Consider the following 15,794-nt stretch of genomic DNA (forward strand, 5'->3'; position numbering starts at 1 on the left):
GCACCAAGGAGGCTGGATCGATGCAGGTTGCAGTGCTGGGCACCGGGATCATGGGCGTCGGCATGGCGCATTCGCTGCTGCGAGCGGGGCATCCGGTCAGGGTGTGGAACCGGTCTGCCGAACGGGCCAGGCCACTCGGCGAGGACGGGGCAACCGTCGCCGAGACGATCGAGGCCGCGGTCGACGGCGTGGACGCGGTGATCACCATCGTGTACGACGCTGCAGCGGTGGACGCGGTTGCCACAGCGATGCTCCCGGCCATGGATCCCGCGGCGGTATGGCTGCAGGCTTCGACGATCGGACCGGACGCGGCGGCTGATTTCGGCAGACGGGCCGACGCGGCCGGTATCGCCAATCTCGATGCTCCGGTGGTCGGCACCAAGGCTCCGGCCGAGGCCGGCCGACTGTCGACGTTGGTCTCCGGAGACTCGGCCGTCATCGACAGGGTCCGGCCCGTGCTGGAGGCGATCTCGGCCCGGATCACCGTCGCCGGGGACCGGCCGGGTCAAGCGAGCGCGCTGAAGCTGGTCTGCAACGCCTGGATCGGATTGCTCACCGCCGGGATCGCGCAATCGATCGGCCTGGCCGAGGCGGCCGGTCTCGATCCACGGCTCTTCGGTGAAGCCATCAAGGACACCGCGGTCGACTCGGCCTACGCCCAGGTCAAGGGTCCGTTGATGATCGATTCATCCTTCCAGCCGCCGTCCTTCCCGGTCGACGGCGTGATCAAGGACCTCGGCCTGATCAAGGACCTGGCGACCGCGACCGGGATCCGGACCGACCTCATCGAGACGGTGCGCCGCATCTTCACCCAGGCCGGTGCAGCCGGTCACGGCCAGGACGACATGGCCGCGGCAGCCACCCAGTTCGCCGTACCCACCAAGGAGCAACCCTCGACATGACAACCGTCGCAGAGAACATCGTCGCCCACCTGGCCGCCAACGGTGTCCAGCGGATCTACGGGATTCCCGGCGACTCGCTCAACGGCCTCACCGACGCGCTGCGCAAGGACGGCAGCATCGACTGGACGCTGGTCCGTCACGAGGAGGCCGCGGCATTCGCGGCCGCCGGCGAGGCGGCGGTGACCGGCGAGCTGGCGGTGTGCGCCGGCAGCTGCGGGCCGGGCAACCTGCACCTGATCAACGGCCTGTACGAGGCCCACCGCAGCCGGGTGCCGGTGCTGGCCATCGCAGCCCAGATCCCGAGTGACGAGATCGGCAGCAACTACTTCCAGGAGACCCACCCGCAGGAGTTGTTCGACGACTGCAGCAGCTACGCCGAGCTGGTCTCCCGGCCGGAGCAGATGCCCCGTGTGCTCCAGTTGGCCATCCGGTCGGCGATCGAGAACCGCGACGTCGCCGTGGTCGTCATCCCGGGCGACGTCGCGCTGGCCGAGGCCGTCTCGGACCGGGTTGCGACGATCACCGCCACCTCACCGACCGTCGTGCCGTCCGAGACCGAGCTGGACCGAGCCGCCGAGATCCTCAACCAGGGCGAGAAGATCACCATCCTCGCCGGCGCCGGCACCGCCGGAGCCCACCCGGAGTTGATCAAGATCGCCGAGGTTCTTGCCGCTCCGATCGTCCACCCGCTGCGCGGCAAGGAACATGTCGAGTACGACAACCCCTACGACGTCGGCATGACCGGACTGATCGGCTTCTCCTCGGGTTACCGGGCGATGGAGGACAGCGACACCCTGTTGATGCTCGGCACGGACTTCCCCTACCAGCAGTTCTACCCGCGACAGGCCAAGATCATCCAGGTCGACATCCGTGGTGATCAGCTGGGCAGGCGGGCCCAACTCGATGTCGGTCTGGTGGGCGACACGAGGGACACCCTGCAGGCACTGCTGCCGCGGCTGAACCGACACCGCAACCGGAAACACCTGACCAGCGCAACAGACCACTACCGCCGGAGCCGGAAGAAGCTCGATGACCTGGCCACCGATGATCACGGACGCAGCCCGCTGCACCCCCAGTACGTCGCACGGATGGTCGACGAACTGGCCGCCGACGACGCGGTCTTCATCCCCGATGTCGGCTCGCCGGTCGTCTGGGCGGCCCGGTATCTGACCATGAACGGCAGGCGACGACTGATCGGCTCGTTCAACCACGGGACGATGGCCAACGCCCTGCCGCAGGCGATCGGCGTCCAGTCGGTCGACCGGTCGCGGCAGGTCGTCGCGCTGTCCGGAGACGGGGGGCTCGCCATGATGTTGGGCGAGTTGATCACCGTCGCCCAGCACAAGCTGCCCGTCAAGATCATCGTGTTCAACAATTCGTCACTGAACTTCGTCGAACTCGAAATGAAGGCGACCGGCTTCGTCACCTACGGGACAGGGCTGGACAATCCCGATTTCGCCACGGTTGCCGAGGCAGTGGGGATTCGCGGTGTCAAGGTCACCAGTCCCAAGGAGCTGAAACCGGCCTTGAAGGAGGCGTTCGGTCACGACGGACCGGTGCTGATCGACGTTGTGACGGAACGGCAGGAACTCACCATCCCGCCGGCGATCACCGCCGAACAGCTCAAGGGGTTCACCCTCTACGCGATCCGCACCGTGCTGTCCGGCCGCGGCGACGAGTTGCTCGACCTCGCCAGCACCAACCGCCGCCAACTGCTGTAACCGTCGGCGCCTCGCGCTGTGGGCGGGTGATGAAAGGATGGGCCCATGGCTCGGGCGGTGAAGACCTACGGACATGTGGTGCTGATCAGTGGGCCTGAATCCCTGCTCGCGGACCGGGCCGTGGCCGAGCGATTGGATGCGGCACGCAGCCAGGACCCAGACGTGGAGATCGCCCAGGTGGACGGCGGAGAGCTCGACCCGGGAACGTTCGCCGAGATCACCGGCGGATCACTGTTCTCCAGCCATCGGATGGCGGTGATCCGTGACCTCGGATCGACCCCTGCCGACGTGCAGACCGCGATTCTCAGCGTCGTCGACAAGCCACTGGATGACGTCGGCCTGGTCCTGGTCCATCCCGGTGGCGTCAAGGGCAAGGCACTGATGGACAGACTCAAGAAGGCCCGGGTCGAGACGATCGACTGCCCGACACCCAAGACCTGGGACCTGCCCAAGCTGGTGGCCGCCGAGGCCAAGCGAGTGGGTGCGTCGATGGACTCCGAGACCGCCCAGGCGGTCGTCGACGCGGTCGGACACGACCTGCGGTCGTTGGCTTCAGCCGTCGCCCAGCTCGCCTCGGACAGCGACCAACGGGAGATCCCGCGGACGCTGGTGCACCGGTATTTCGGCGGCCGTGCCGAGGTGACCAGCTTCGCAGTGGCCGACGCCGCCCTGGCCGGCCGAGCCGGTCAGGCCATGGAACAACTGCGCTGGGCGCTGTCGACCGGCGTGGCGCCGGTACTGGTGACCAGCGCCCTGGCGTCCGGGCTGCGGGGGCTGGGGAAGTACGTGTCCGCGGCCGGTGGCGGGATGCGCGACGCCGACCTGGCGCGCGAGATCGGCGTACCACCCTGGAAGCTGAAGACCATGCGGTCGCAGGCCCGCGGTTGGGATGAGCGTGGCCTGGCCCATGCCCTGCGCGCCGTCGCGACGGCCGACGCAGAGATCAAGGGTGCGGCCGACGACGCCGAGTACGCCCTGGAGCGGGTGGTCCTCGCCGTGACGCAATCCCGAACCCGCTGACCCGCAGCAGCCGAACGCAGAAAATCCCGGCCCACCAGAGGGGACCGGGACTTTCCTTTGACGCGGGTGCTGCTCAGCCGAGCTTGGCGGCGTGGGCGGCGATGGCCGACTTGCGGTTCGCTGCCTGGTTCTTGTGGATCACGCCCTTGGACGCGGCCCTGTCAAGCTGCCGGGTCGCGTGCCGCGCGGCGGCCTGAGCCTTCTCGGCGTCGCCGCCCTCGGCGGCCTCGCGGAACCGGCGCACGGCAGTGCGCAGCGACGACTTGACGGCCTTGTTGCGCTGACGCGCGACCTCGTTCGTCTTGATCCGCTTCATCTGGGACTTGATGTTCGCCACGGGGCAAGCCTCTAATGTCTCGAAAGGTTGGTCTCGAAAGATTGGTTGATGCAGGTGCGCCCGCTGACACCGGACGCGACGAGCAACTCTAACAGTGGACGTCAGCCCGTCCAAATTGCGCTTCGCAGACGACGCCGCATCGGCCGAGCCGAAATCGGTGCCGGCCGCCTCACACTCCCCAGCCATCCCGCTGTGCCCGCGCCTGGTAGAGCAGAACGCCAGCCGAGACGGCGACGTTGAGCGAATCCGCTCGACCGAGCATGGGGATCTTGACCCGTTCGAATCCGCCCCAGACCGCCGACGGGCCCGAGTGCTCGTTGCCCAGGACGATCGCGGTCGCCCCGGACCAGTCCGCCGCGGTGTAGCTGCGGCCGCCTCCGGCATCGGCGACCCTGATCATGATCGACCGTCCGGCCAGCCACTCGACGGCTTCGGCAGGTGACTCGATGACGACGTGCGGGACGGTCAGGTTGCGGCCGCGGCTGCCCTTGAAGACGGCGTGACCGGTAACCCGGGTGCGTACCCCGGTCATGATCAACAGATCGGCACCGGAGGCGTCCATCGTCCGGATCACCGTCCCGAGGTTGCCGGGACTCTCCAGGCCGTCGGCGACCACGACCAGCGCGTCGGCGGGCAACTGAACCCGGTCGGCGTTCCACTGCGGCAGTCGGATCACCGACGCCATCGCGTCGGCCTCCCGACGACGGTCGGAGAGTCGTGCCATCGTCCTTGCCGACACGCGGTGTGCAACCGGAGCCCGGGCGAGCATCATCCGGGCCAGCTCCCGGCCCTCGTCGGAGTACAGCAGCTCAGGCGTACAGAAGAAGGCGTCGACAGCGACGTGGGAATCCAGGACTGCGCGATGTGCCCACAGCCCCGAGATCAGCAGCGTCCCGGTTTCAGCGCCCCGGCCGGTCAGTAGTGCTCTGCGGACGTCGGGATGCGCCGCGCCGACCTGACGCAGCTCCCGCAGCTCCGCGGCCATGGTAGGTCCACCTCATGGCCACATCGTCGCCGGAGCTGTTCGCGTGCCGCAACCGGATTTCTGCCGGACGCGCGGAAATTCGGTCGTGGCAGCGGGCGTGGGATGATGGGTTGTCTTACCCATCGACTGCCAACGACCAGGAACGGACGCCGCCTCAGTGACCTCCGCAGCCGCTCACCGCCTCGGGTCGGCACCGCAACCGGGCCGGACCGACGCCGCGATCATCCGGAACTTCTGCATCATCGCCCACATCGACCACGGCAAATCCACCCTGGCCGATCGGATGTTGCAGCTGACCGGTGTGGTCGACGAGCGTGCGATGCGGTCGCAGTACCTGGACCGGATGGACATCGAACGCGAGCGGGGCATCACCATCAAGTCCCAGGCGGTTCGGATGCCCTGGACGGTGTCGAACCAGACCTTCGTGCTGAACATGATCGACACGCCCGGGCATGTCGACTTCACCTACGAGGTGTCGCGTTCGCTCGAGGCCTGCGAGGCGGCGGTCCTGCTGGTCGACGCCGCCCAGGGGATCGAAGCCCAGACCTTGGCCAACCTGTATCTGGCGCTGGACGCCGACCTGCACATCATTCCTGTGCTGAACAAGATCGACCTGCCCGGCGCCGAGCCGGAGAAGTACGCCGAAGAGCTGGCCGGGATCATCGGCGGCGATCCGTCGGAGGTGCTGCGCGTCTCGGCCAAGACCGGTGAGGGCGTACCCGAACTGCTCGACCAGATCGTCGCCCAGACGCCGGCACCGATCGGGCAGAAGGACGAGCGGGCCCGGGCGTTGATCTTCGACTCGGTCTACGACACCTACCGCGGGGTGGTCACCTACGTCCGGGTCGTCGACGGCCGGATCAGCCACCGTGACCGCATTCTGATGATGTCCACCAAGGCTGCCCACGAGGTGTTGGAGGTCGGGGTGATCTCGCCCGAACCGACCCGCACCGAATCGCTGTCCGTCGGCGAGGTGGGCTACCTGATCACCGGTGTGAAGGACGTCCGGCAATCCCGGGTCGGCGACACGGTCACCCTGCAGGCGCGGCCGGCCTCCGACGCCCTGGCCGGCTACCGGCATCCCAATCCGATGGTGTACGCGGGTCTGTATCCGATCGACGGCGCTGACTACCCGGAGTTGCGCGAGGCGCTGGACAAGCTGCAACTCAACGATGCGGCGCTGGCCTACGAGCCGGAAACCTCGGGCGCGTTGGGATTCGGCTTTCGTGCGGGGTTCCTCGGCCTGCTGCACATGGAGATCGTCCGGGAACGGCTGGAACGGGAATTCGATCTTGACCTGATCTCCACTGCACCGAGCGTCGTCTACCGGGTGGTGATGGAGAACGGTGCCGAGCACACGGTCACCAATCCGTCGGAGTTCCCGACCGACGGCAAGGTCGCCGAGGTGTACGAGCCGGTCGTCCGGGCGACCATCCTGAGCCCGGCGGAGTACATCGGAACGATCATGGAACTGTGCCAGGCGCGCCGCGGGATGCAGTTGGGTATGGACTACCTGTCCGCCGACCGGGTGGAGATCCGCTACACGCTGCCGCTGGCCGAGATCGTCTTCGACTTCTTCGACGCGTTGAAGTCCCGTACCAAGGGCTTCGCCAGCCTCGACTACGAACCCTCCGGGGAACAGCGGGCCGACCTGGTCAAGGTCGACATCCTGCTGCACGGCGAGCCGGTCGACGCGTTCTCCGCGATCGTGCACCGGGACAAGGCGTACAGCTACGGCGTGGAGATGGCCGGCAAGCTCAAGGAACTCATCCCGCGGCAGCAGTTCGAGGTGCCGATCCAGGCGGCGATCGGGTCGCGGGTTATCGCACGGGAGACCATCCGCGCGATGCGCAAGGACGTGCTCTCCAAGTGCTACGGCGGCGACATCACCCGTAAGCGCAAGCTGCTGGAGAAGCAGAAAGAGGGCAAGAAGCGGATGAAGATGGTCGGCCGGGTCGAGGTGCCGCAGGAGGCCTTCGTCGCGGCGCTGGCGACCACCGAGCCGACGAAGGACGCCAAGAAGTAGCAGCGCCGTGACGTCCCGTCTGCTGCTGCACATCGGCCTGCCGAAGAGCGGCTCGAGCGCGATCCAGGCCTACCTGGCCGACAACTCCGGACGGCTGGCCGCCGGCGGGTTCCGCTGGCTGCCCGGGTCACGCGGGTCGAATGCCACCGAACTCGCTGTCGCGTTCTCCCATCGGGACAACGCGATCGCTGCCGCCTACGGGATGGGTTCGGAACGGGACCGGCGCGCGCTGCGGGATCGGATCGCGGGCCGGCTCACCGACCGCACGGATGGCGATGATCACGATGTGATCATCTCCAGCGAGCATCTGTCGGGCATGTTGCGCACCCGGGCGGAGATCGCAGAGCTGGCCGGATTCCTCACCGGCCTGGGGTTCTCGCCGATGATCATCGGTGTGTTGCGGCGCGCGGACTACTGGCTGCCGAGCTCCTACGCCGAGGCGGTGCGCAGTGGCCGGGCGATCAGCCTCGGTCCGGCGTTCGTCGAACGCCGCGCCCATCTCCTTGATCATCAGACCCTGTCCGGCCGGTGGGCGTCAGCGTTCGGCGACCTCCGACTGATCCCCTACCTGGAAAGCGACAAGAGCAACCCGGCAGCGATGCCGCACCGCTTTCTCGCGGCCTGCGGTCTTCCACCGGCCGAGACGGCGGACTGGCCGCCGCCGGTGCGGCTGTCCCGTCCGGGACTGAGTGCAACCGCAGTTGAGGTGTTGCGGCGGATCGGGCCGGAGTTCGACCTCGCTCAGTGGTCCGCCGCCGACCGGCAGCGGCTGGTGGAGCTGCTCAACCATCGGCATCCCGGCCGCGGTGTGCAGCTCACTCCGGCGGCCGCCCGGGCGCTGGCCGATCACGGGTGGGTCAGGACCGGGATCGACGCCGGCCCGTTCGCCTGGGGCGACGACTGGCCCGAGTGGCGGGAGGCCGGCCCGGCACCGACTGCCGAGACGTCCGCCCCGACCCCCGCTGAGATCGAGGCCACCCGGGAGGCGGTGCGTCACTCGAGCCTCGGCCGGCGGCGGCCGATCACCGGCCGGGCTCGGCGACTGCTGCAGCACATCCGCCGGTAGCTGCTCCTCGCCCACGTCGCGGCGGGTCGCCGGCGTCAGTTGAAGTCGAGACCTCCGGTACGCGTCCGCTTCAGTTCGAAGAAGTGCGGGTTGTCGGCCAGCATGACCGCGCCGTCGAACATCCTGAGGGCCTCCTCGCCCCGCGGGATCGCGTTCAGCACCGGGCCGAAGAAGGCCACACCGTTGACGTGGATCGTCGGCGTGCCGACATCGTCGCCCACCGGGTCCATGCCTTCGTGGTGCATCTTCTTGAGGGCCTCGTCGTAGTCGGTGCCGTCCGCGGCGTCGGCCAGTTCGGCGGGCAGTCCGACCTCGTCCAGGGACTCCTTGATCACCAGGTCGTACCGCTCGTCGCCCTTGTCCTTCTTGTAGCCGAGGTTGTGGATCCGGGTCCCCATCGCGGTGTAGAGCTCACGGAGGATCGGCTCACCCTTGGCCTCGACCGCCGCCATCGCCACCCGGACCGGCCGCCAGGCCGGCACCATGCCCTTGGCGTAGTCCGGATTGAGGTCGCGGCCAGAATTGAGCACCGCGAGACTCATCACCCGGAAACGCAGGTCGATGTCTCGTTGTTTCTCCACCTCGAGGATCCACCGTGAAGAGATCCAGGCGAACGGGCAGATCGGATCGAAGTAGAAGTCGACCTTGGGACGCTCGGCGTCGCTGGCAGTCATCAGCACTCCTGGAGGGGACGTGGAAAATAAACTGGTCAGTTGAACGGTACGCCGCCGCTCTGACCCGGCCGGAGCGTCCCGCCTGTTGAACACCGGGACAGATACCCCGACCGATATCGTCTGATCATGACAACCGTGCCGACCGGGCCGCCCCCCTGCCCGCCCTGCTCAGCAGACGGGATCACCCGGCAGGCCGCTCGGACTGCCGCTGTGGGGTGTGGTCGTCGCTGCCGGATTCGTCGTCCTCTGCGCGGGGCTGCGCGAGGTCTCGAACATGATCGGACCCGCATTCCTGGTGATCACCCTGGTGATCACCTTCCAGCCGGTGCGCAATTTCCTGATCAAGCGCCGGGTGCCCGGTTGGATCGCCAGCGTGGTCGTCCTGCTGCTGATCTTCCTGATGATGCTGATGATCCTCGGCGCGGTCGCGTTGTCGGTCACCCAGCTGGTCCAGGAACTGCCCCGGTACGCCGCAGCGTTCCAGAACATGTACGACTACGGCCTGGACACCGCCAAGAAGCTCGGCATCAACACCAGCGACTGGCGCAACCTGCTCAGCAAGATCGATGTCGGCCGGGTCACCGATGCTGCCCAGCGGCTGCTGTCCGGGGTCAGCTCCGGGTTCTCCCTCGGCGGTCTGATCGCGCTCACCGCGATCTTCTTCACCTTCGACGCGGCCAGCGCCAGCAAACGGCTGCGTCGCGTCCGCCGCATGCGTCCCAACGTCGCCGCCGCGTTCGCCGACTTCGCCGGCCGGGTCCGCCAGTACTGGATCGTGACCACGGTGTTCGGGCTGATCGTCGCATCGGTCGACGTCGTCGCCCTCTACATCATCGGCGTTCCGCTGGCGGTGACCTGGGGCATCCTGGCCTTCGTCACCAACTACATCCCCAACATCGGCTTCATCATCGGCCTGATCCCGCCCGCCCTGATCGCTCTGCTGGAGAAGGGTCCCTGGCATGCGCTGGCCGTGGTGATCGCGTACGTGGTGATCAATTTCGTCATCCAGACACTGATCCAGCCACGGTTCGTCGGCGACGCGGCGGGGATCAACGCATCGGTGGCTTTCGTCTCGTTGATCTTCTGGTCGTCGATCCTCGGCGTCCTCGGCGCCTTGCTGGCGGTGCCGGCCACGCTGTTCGTCAAGTGCATCCTGGTCGACCATTCCGAACGGGCGTCCTGGTTCGGGTTCTTGATCAACTCCGCCTCGTTCCAGAGCAAGAAGCAACCGCAACGGCCGCGCCGTCCGCGGCACAGGCCAACAGAGGTCGGGGAGCAGGCCACCGACGCAGAAGCGGCGACTCCGGCAGCCCCGGGCTGACAAACCCGGTTCTCTGGTCGTAAGGTCCCACTCGTGTCAGATGCAGCCACCACCCTCCCGTCAACCGCGACCGCGCCGGATATCGGCATCATCGGCGGCACGGGGTTCTACTCGTTCCTCGCCGATCCGGAGACCGTCGACGTCGATACGCCGTTCGGCAAGCCCAGTGCACCGATCTCGATCGGCGACGTGAACGGCCGGCGGGTCGCGTTCCTGCCGCGGCACGGCCTGAACCACCAGTATCCGCCGCATATGGTCAACTATCGGGCCAACCTCTGGGCGTTGCGTGCGCTGGGCGTACGCCAGGTGCTGGGTCCGTGCGCCGTCGGCTCGCTGAGACCCGAACTCGGCCCGGGCACCTTCGTCGTGCCGGACCAGGTCGTGGACCGCACGTGGGGGCGCAAGCACACCGTCTACGACGTCGAGGGCCCGGTCGTGCACATCGGATTCGCCGACCCGTACTGCCCGCGCGGCCGCAAGGCGTTCCTGAACAGTGCGACCGCAGGGACCGGTGAGCTGGTCGACGGCGGCACGCTGGTGGTCATCAACGGACCGCGATTCTCCACCCGCGCCGAATCCCAGTGGCACGCCGCGGCAGGGTGGTCGGTGGTCGGCATGACCGGGGTCCCGGAGTCGAGCATCGCCCGGGAACTGGCGATGTGCTACTCAACGGTCTGCCTGGTCACCGATCACGATGCCGGCATCGAAGGCGGCGAGGCCGTGTCGCACGCCGAGGTGGTCCGCCAGTTCGGTGCCAACATCGGCCGGCTCAAGGGCTTGCTGCTGGACGTGATCGCCGCGCTTCCCGACCCGGAGAGCGACGAGACGGCCGCCTGCAGCTGCCGCCGCGCGCTGGACGGCATCGAGTTGCCGATCCGGATACCCTGACCCGGATTCTGTGACGCCCTCCGGCGGTGCTCGTCGCGCGGACTAATCTCGACGGGTGCCTTCCACCCTGCCCGACGGTGACCCGGTGCCGCCGAACGGAGAGCTTCCGGCGGCGGCGCTGGCTTCGGTACCCCGGACGCCGTTGAGCATCTACCTGCACGTTCCGTTCTGCACCACGCGCTGCGGCTACTGCGACTTCAACACCTACACCGCGACCGAGCTCGGGGACGCCCCGGGCGCCAGTCGGGCCGGATATCCCGACGCCGTGGTCGCCGAACTCGATCTGGCCCGACGGGTGCTCGGTGATCAGGTGCCGCAGGTCAGCACGGTATTCGTCGGCGGCGGCACGCCGACCCTGCTGCCGGCAGACGACCTGGGCCGGATGCTCGCTGCGATCCGGGACCGGTTCGGTCTGGCAGCCGATGCCGAGGTCACCACCGAATCCAACCCGGAGTCGATCGACCCGACCGGGCTGCGCCGGCTCGTCGATCACGGCTTCACCCGGATCTCCTTCGGCATGCAGTCGGTCCGGCCGCACGTCCTCCGGGTCCTCGATCGGGTGCACACACCGGGTCGGCCGCAAGAGGCGGTGGCCGAGGCGAAGCAGGCCGGTTTCGCCCACACCAGCCTCGATCTGATCTACGGAACCCCTGGGGAGAGTCTCGAGGACTGGCGGGCCAGCCTGGTGGCGGCGATCGCCGCCGAGCCCGATCACATCAGCGCCTACTCGCTGATCGTCGAACCCGGCACCCGGTTGGCCGCCCGGATCCGCCGCGGCGAACTGCCGATGACCGACGAGGACGATCTCGCCGACAAGTACGAGCTCGCCGAGGAGTTGCTCTCGGCGGCCGGCTACCGCAACTACGAGATCAGCAACTGGTCCACCGATCCGGCCGGTCGCTGCCGACACAACCTCGCTTACTGGCACGGCGCCAACTGGTGGGGCGCCGGACCAGGAGCGCACAGTCACGTGGGCGGGGTCCGCTGGTGGAACGTCAAGCACCCGGCCGGCTACGCAGCCCGACTCGGCCGAGGAGCCTCCCCGGCCCAGGCCAGGGAGATCCTGACCGCCGATCAGCAACGGGTCGAACGGGTGCTGTTGGAACTGCGGCTGGACACCGGGCTGGATCCCGGGGTGCTCACCGACCGGGAACGGTCGCGGCTGCCCGGACTGCACGCCCGCGGCCTGGTGGACACCGACCGTGATCAACTCGTGCTGACCCCGGCCGGGCGGTTGCTGGCCGACGGCGTGGTCCGCGACCTGCTCGACTGACGCCGCCGGAGCCGAGCGGCGCCCGGAGCCGCGGATCAGTCCCTGGCCAGATGGTCCTGGGTGACGAAGTCGATCAGCACTTCCACCTGGGTCAAGAGCTCGCGCTCGAGATCGGACCAGCCGCGTACCTGGCGGAGGATCCGCTGCCAGGCGGCGGCGATGTCGGCCTGGGTCTCGTGGGGCCAGCCGAGGGCCGCGCAGACGCCCTTCTTCCATTCGACCGACCGCGGGATCTGCGGCCAGGCCTCCAAACCCACCCGCTGCGGTTTCACCGCCTGCCAGATGTCGATGTAGGGATGCCCGGTGACCAGCACGAACCCGCCACCCGTCCCGGCCGCCACCTGGTCGACGATCCGGGATTCCTTGCTGCCCGGGACCAGATGATCAACCAGGACACCCAGCCGGCGACCCTTGGTCGGCGTGAACTCGGCGACGATCGCCGGAAGGTCATCGACGCCGCCGAGATACTCCACGACAACGCCCTCGTGCCGAAGGTCATCGCCCCAGACCTTCTCGACGAGTTCGGCGTCGTGCCTGCCTTCGACGTAGATACGGCTGGGCAGCGCCGTCCTGGCCCGCTCGGCCGGGCCGGCCACGGAGCCGGACGCCGTCCGTCCGACACCGGATCCCATCGGACCCGGATCCGCCGCCGCACGCTGCGGTCCGCGGGGCGGCAGCTTCAACGCCACCGGCCGACCGTCGAAGAGGAACCCCGGCCCCACCGGGAAACTGCGGCGCTTGTTGTTGCGGTCCTCGAGCACGACCAGCCCGTTCTCCCAGCGGACGACGGCCCCGCACCAGCCGGTCTTCGCATCCTCGACCACGGTGCCGACCTCGAGGATCAGATCCTCGCTCTTGGTCAGATGTGCCTGCCGCCAACCCGATGCCAGTACGTCCCGGGAATATCGATTCACAACGGTCACTTTAGGCACAGCAGTCACTGAGGTCGCATAAGTCGTCACGTTCGGCGGGGGAGCGTCGTCGTTACCGGTGAAGCAGTAGCAAGCCGGCGGTCCGAACCGTCGACACGAACCAGGAGAAGGACGTGAGGACCATGACCGAACCCAAGCTGGTCGAGCAGGTCGACGAGGAAACGGCGATCCGGCACCAGCTCCACATCATGATCGATCACCTCCGGGCCAAGGACCTCGACGGGCTGCGGCAGGTCTACGCCCCGGACGTGGTGTCCTTCGACGTCGAGCCACCGCTGCAGCACGTCGGGATAGCCGCGAAACTGAGGAACTGGGAGCGGGCGTTCGCGGCCTTCGCGTCACTGGACTACGAGGTCCGCGATCTTCGCATCGTCGTCGGCGACGATATCGCCTTCGGCCACGGCTTCGGCCGGCTGTCCGGCACGCTGGCCAACGGGGTGACCACCGCAGGAATGTGGGTCCGGGCGACGTTCTGCTTCCGCCGGATCGACGGCGACTGGCTGATCGTCCACGATCAGGCCTCGGTGCCGTTCGACGTGGCCAGCGGTCGGGGCGTGACCGATCTCGAGCCGTGAACGCCCCGGGGTCGGCGAACCGCGCCGGGTCAGGCCAACGGCAGCGTTGGCCGATCGCCGGCGCCGGGCTGCCGCTCGGCCCGAGCACGGAGCTCGGCATAGGCGGCGCCGACCACGCCGGCGATGTGTTGCGCCGGGAACGGCCAGTTTCCCCGGGCGAGTGCCTCGTCCTCCGGTACGCCCTCGGCCTGCAGTCGCTCGAACTCAACCCGGACGGCATCGACAGCGTCCCGCTGCTCGCGAACCAACTCGCGGTCGACCGGATCGCCGTGACCGGGGACGATGATCACCCCCGGACGAGCCAGGTTGTAGAGCCGGTCCAGCGTCCAGGACCACTCGTCGACCGAGGAATCCGGACCGAAATAGGGCGGGCCGGCAGATTCGATCAGGTCGCCGGCGAAGATCACGCCCGGGAAGCCGTCCGCGCCGGGATCGGCGATGTTGACGATCAGGTCGCCGTGGCTGTGTCCGACACCCAGATGGGCCACCTCGGCAACCCGTCCGGCGCCCAACTCCACGGCATCGGCGACCGCGATCAGGGTCTCGGGGACGGCCAGCAGGTCGGGGTCGAAGCCCAACTCCCGTGCCCCGTCGGCAACCTCAGGGGCGGACAACGTCTCGGCCAGCGATTCGTGGCCCACAGTCCGCACTCCGGCGAACCCACCAAGTCCGAAGGCGTGATCGAAGTGGTCGTGGGTGACCACCACCGTGGCCAGCGGTCTGTCGGTGAGCCGCGCCACCGCATCACGGATCCGGGCGCCCTGGGCCGGACTCGAGCCGGTGTCGATTAGCAGCGCCGCTTCCGGGCCGACCACCAGACCGATGTTCACCGATGCCGGCTGCGCGACCAGGCGAAAAACGCCGTCGGCCACCTCTTGCCACTCGCCGACGACCCACTCACGGGTTTCGCTCATACAGCTAGACTGGCACTCAGGACTTGAGAGTGCCAACCAGGGCTTCAGAGCGGATTCCGATCTGGATTGGCGGCGACACGGCTGGGGCAGCGAAGGGAGGGCAGCATGCTTGACGACCGCAAGCTGGATGTCCTTCGGGCGATCGTCACCGACTACGTGTCCAGTCAGGAACCGGTCGGCTCCCGGGCCCTGGTCGAGCGGCACGATCTCGGTGTCTCGCCGGCCACCGTCCGCAATGACATGGCGGCGCTGGAGGAAGAGGGCTACATCACCCAGCCGCACACCAGTGCCGGCCGGATCCCCACCGACAAGGGCTACCGACTGTTCGTCGACCGGCTGGGTTCGGTCAAACCGCTGTCCGCGGCGGAGCGGCGGGCGATCCAGACATTCCTGTCCGGGGCGATGGACCTGGACGACATCCTGAACCGCACCGTACGGCTGCTGGCCCAGGTGACCCAACAGGTCGCGATCGTGCAGTATCCGACGATGTCGCATGCGACCGTTCGGCACGTCGAGATCGTGTCGCTGTCCACCTCCCGCCTGATGCTGGTGCTGATCAGTTCGACCGGACGCGTCGAGCAGCGGTTGCTCGAAGTGACCGAGGTTGACGAGCAGGAGATCGGTCTGCTGCGGACCGTGCTCAACGAGGCGGTCGTCGGCCAGACCACGAGCGAGGCCGTCCGGACGCTGAGCAAACTGCTGGCTGACGCCGATCAACCCGATGCGGCGTCGTCGCCGGCCGTGCGGACGTTCACGACCAGCAACACCGGCCGGCTGACAGCGGCCACCCTGCTGGAGATGCTCGGCAGCGACCGCAGCAGCCGCGTTGTGGTCGGCGGGGTGCAGAACCTGACCCGCTTCTCCGACGAGTTCGAGATCGTCAAGCCGGTGCTCGAGGCATTGGAGGAGCAGGTGGTGTTGCTGAAGCTGCTCGGCGAGGTCTCCGACCCGGATGTGGTCACGGTGCGGATCGGCCAGGAGAATCCGTATGAGCAACTCCAGACGACGTCCGTGGTCTCCAGCGGATACGGCAGCCCTGCTGATACCTGGGCAACTCTGGGTATTGTCGGTCCGACCCGCATGGACTATCCGTCGACGATGACGTCGGTACGGGCCGTTGCACGCTACGTCAGCCGTTTCCTGACCAACGGTTGATGCTC

General features: G+C 67.9%; 15 protein-coding genes. 10 read left to right on the plus strand and 5 right to left on the minus strand.

All coding sequences use genetic code 11. The features are described 5' to 3' along the window. The first annotated feature begins 20 nt into the window (after window positions 1-20). The 3 genes from GJV80_RS01785 to holA are packed head-to-tail and all read left to right on the plus strand — an operon-like array spanning window position 21 to window position 3,643. Window positions 21-902 carry an NAD(P)-dependent oxidoreductase gene (locus GJV80_RS01785; RefSeq protein ID WP_154686444.1) on the plus strand — a complete coding sequence of 294 codons (882 nt, stop codon included), beginning with the start codon at window positions 21-23 and terminating at the stop codon, window positions 900-902. Further along, window positions 899-2,623: a ubiquinone-dependent pyruvate dehydrogenase gene (gene poxB, locus GJV80_RS01790; RefSeq protein WP_154686445.1), complete on the plus strand. Its 1,725-nt coding sequence runs from the start codon at window positions 899-901 to the stop codon at window positions 2,621-2,623. The genes GJV80_RS01785 and poxB overlap by 4 nt, the downstream gene beginning before the upstream one ends. A gap of 45 nt (window positions 2,624-2,668) precedes the next feature. Further along, on the plus strand, window positions 2,669-3,643 hold the full coding sequence (gene holA / locus GJV80_RS01795) for a DNA polymerase III subunit delta (protein ID WP_154686446.1): 975 nt from the start codon (window positions 2,669-2,671) through the stop codon (window positions 3,641-3,643). A gap of 73 nt (window positions 3,644-3,716) precedes the next feature. Here holA and rpsT read toward each other — a convergent pair whose 3' ends face one another. After that, window positions 3,717-3,980 (minus strand): 30S ribosomal protein S20, encoded by a 264-nt coding sequence (rpsT, locus tag GJV80_RS01800; RefSeq protein ID WP_154686447.1) that lies wholly within the window; start codon window positions 3,978-3,980, stop codon window positions 3,717-3,719. Window positions 3,981-4,149: 169 nt separating this feature from the next. Continuing rightward, window positions 4,150-4,965: a TrmH family RNA methyltransferase gene (locus GJV80_RS01805; RefSeq protein WP_154686448.1), complete on the minus strand. Its 816-nt coding sequence runs from the start codon at window positions 4,963-4,965 to the stop codon at window positions 4,150-4,152. A gap of 157 nt (window positions 4,966-5,122) precedes the next feature. Between GJV80_RS01805 and lepA the strand changes: the two genes are divergently transcribed. Together lepA and GJV80_RS01815 are read left to right on the plus strand one after the other, a co-directional pair. Further along, entirely contained in the window at window positions 5,123-6,991 is a 1,869-nt protein-coding gene (gene lepA / locus GJV80_RS01810) for a translation elongation factor 4 (protein WP_195909117.1), read from the plus strand. Window positions 6,992-6,998: 7 nt separating this feature from the next. After that, on the plus strand, window positions 6,999-8,057 hold the full coding sequence (locus tag GJV80_RS01815) for a hypothetical protein (RefSeq protein ID WP_154686450.1): 1,059 nt from the start codon (window positions 6,999-7,001) through the stop codon (window positions 8,055-8,057). Between the two features lie 35 nt (window positions 8,058-8,092). Here the strand turns inward: GJV80_RS01815 and GJV80_RS01820 are convergent, their stop codons facing one another. Next, entirely contained in the window at window positions 8,093-8,731 is a 639-nt protein-coding gene (locus GJV80_RS01820; RefSeq protein WP_154686451.1) for a DsbA family protein, read from the minus strand. Window positions 8,732-8,948: 217 nt separating this feature from the next. On the opposite strand from GJV80_RS01820, the gene GJV80_RS01825 reads away from it, so the two are divergent. The 3 genes from GJV80_RS01825 to hemW are packed head-to-tail and all read left to right on the plus strand — an operon-like array spanning window position 8,949 to window position 12,213. Beyond that, window positions 8,949-10,052 carry an AI-2E family transporter gene (locus GJV80_RS01825; RefSeq protein ID WP_255455522.1) on the plus strand — a complete coding sequence of 368 codons (1,104 nt, stop codon included), beginning with the start codon at window positions 8,949-8,951 and terminating at the stop codon, window positions 10,050-10,052. A gap of 33 nt (window positions 10,053-10,085) precedes the next feature. Beyond that, a complete protein-coding gene (locus GJV80_RS01830) occupies window positions 10,086-10,940 on the plus strand; it encodes an S-methyl-5'-thioadenosine phosphorylase (protein ID WP_154686453.1) in 855 nt (284 codons plus the stop codon). 55 nt (window positions 10,941-10,995) lie between these two features. Further along, window positions 10,996-12,213 (plus strand): radical SAM family heme chaperone HemW, encoded by a 1,218-nt coding sequence (gene hemW / locus GJV80_RS01835; RefSeq protein WP_154686454.1) that lies wholly within the window; start codon window positions 10,996-10,998, stop codon window positions 12,211-12,213. Window positions 12,214-12,248: 35 nt separating this feature from the next. Here the strand turns inward: hemW and GJV80_RS01840 are convergent, their stop codons facing one another. Next, window positions 12,249-13,136 carry a DUF3097 domain-containing protein gene (locus GJV80_RS01840; RefSeq protein ID WP_230208029.1) on the minus strand — a complete coding sequence of 296 codons (888 nt, stop codon included), beginning with the start codon at window positions 13,134-13,136 and terminating at the stop codon, window positions 12,249-12,251. Window positions 13,137-13,267: 131 nt separating this feature from the next. On the opposite strand from GJV80_RS01840, the gene GJV80_RS01845 reads away from it, so the two are divergent. After that, window positions 13,268-13,720, plus strand: a complete 453-nt coding sequence (locus GJV80_RS01845) for a nuclear transport factor 2 family protein (protein WP_154686456.1) — start codon at window positions 13,268-13,270, stop codon at window positions 13,718-13,720. A gap of 29 nt (window positions 13,721-13,749) precedes the next feature. Here the strand turns inward: GJV80_RS01845 and GJV80_RS01850 are convergent, their stop codons facing one another. Continuing rightward, a complete protein-coding gene (locus tag GJV80_RS01850; RefSeq protein ID WP_154686457.1) occupies window positions 13,750-14,634 on the minus strand; it encodes an MBL fold metallo-hydrolase in 885 nt (294 codons plus the stop codon). A gap of 105 nt (window positions 14,635-14,739) precedes the next feature. On the opposite strand from GJV80_RS01850, the gene hrcA reads away from it, so the two are divergent. After that, window positions 14,740-15,789, plus strand: coding sequence for a heat-inducible transcriptional repressor HrcA (gene hrcA / locus GJV80_RS01855; RefSeq protein WP_154686458.1), 1,050 nt, complete (start codon window positions 14,740-14,742; stop codon window positions 15,787-15,789). Window positions 15,790-15,794 lie beyond the last annotated feature (5 nt).

Source organism: Microlunatus sp. Gsoil 973 (genome assembly GCF_009707365.1).
Lineage (GTDB): Bacteria > Actinomycetota > Actinomycetes > Propionibacteriales > Propionibacteriaceae > Microlunatus.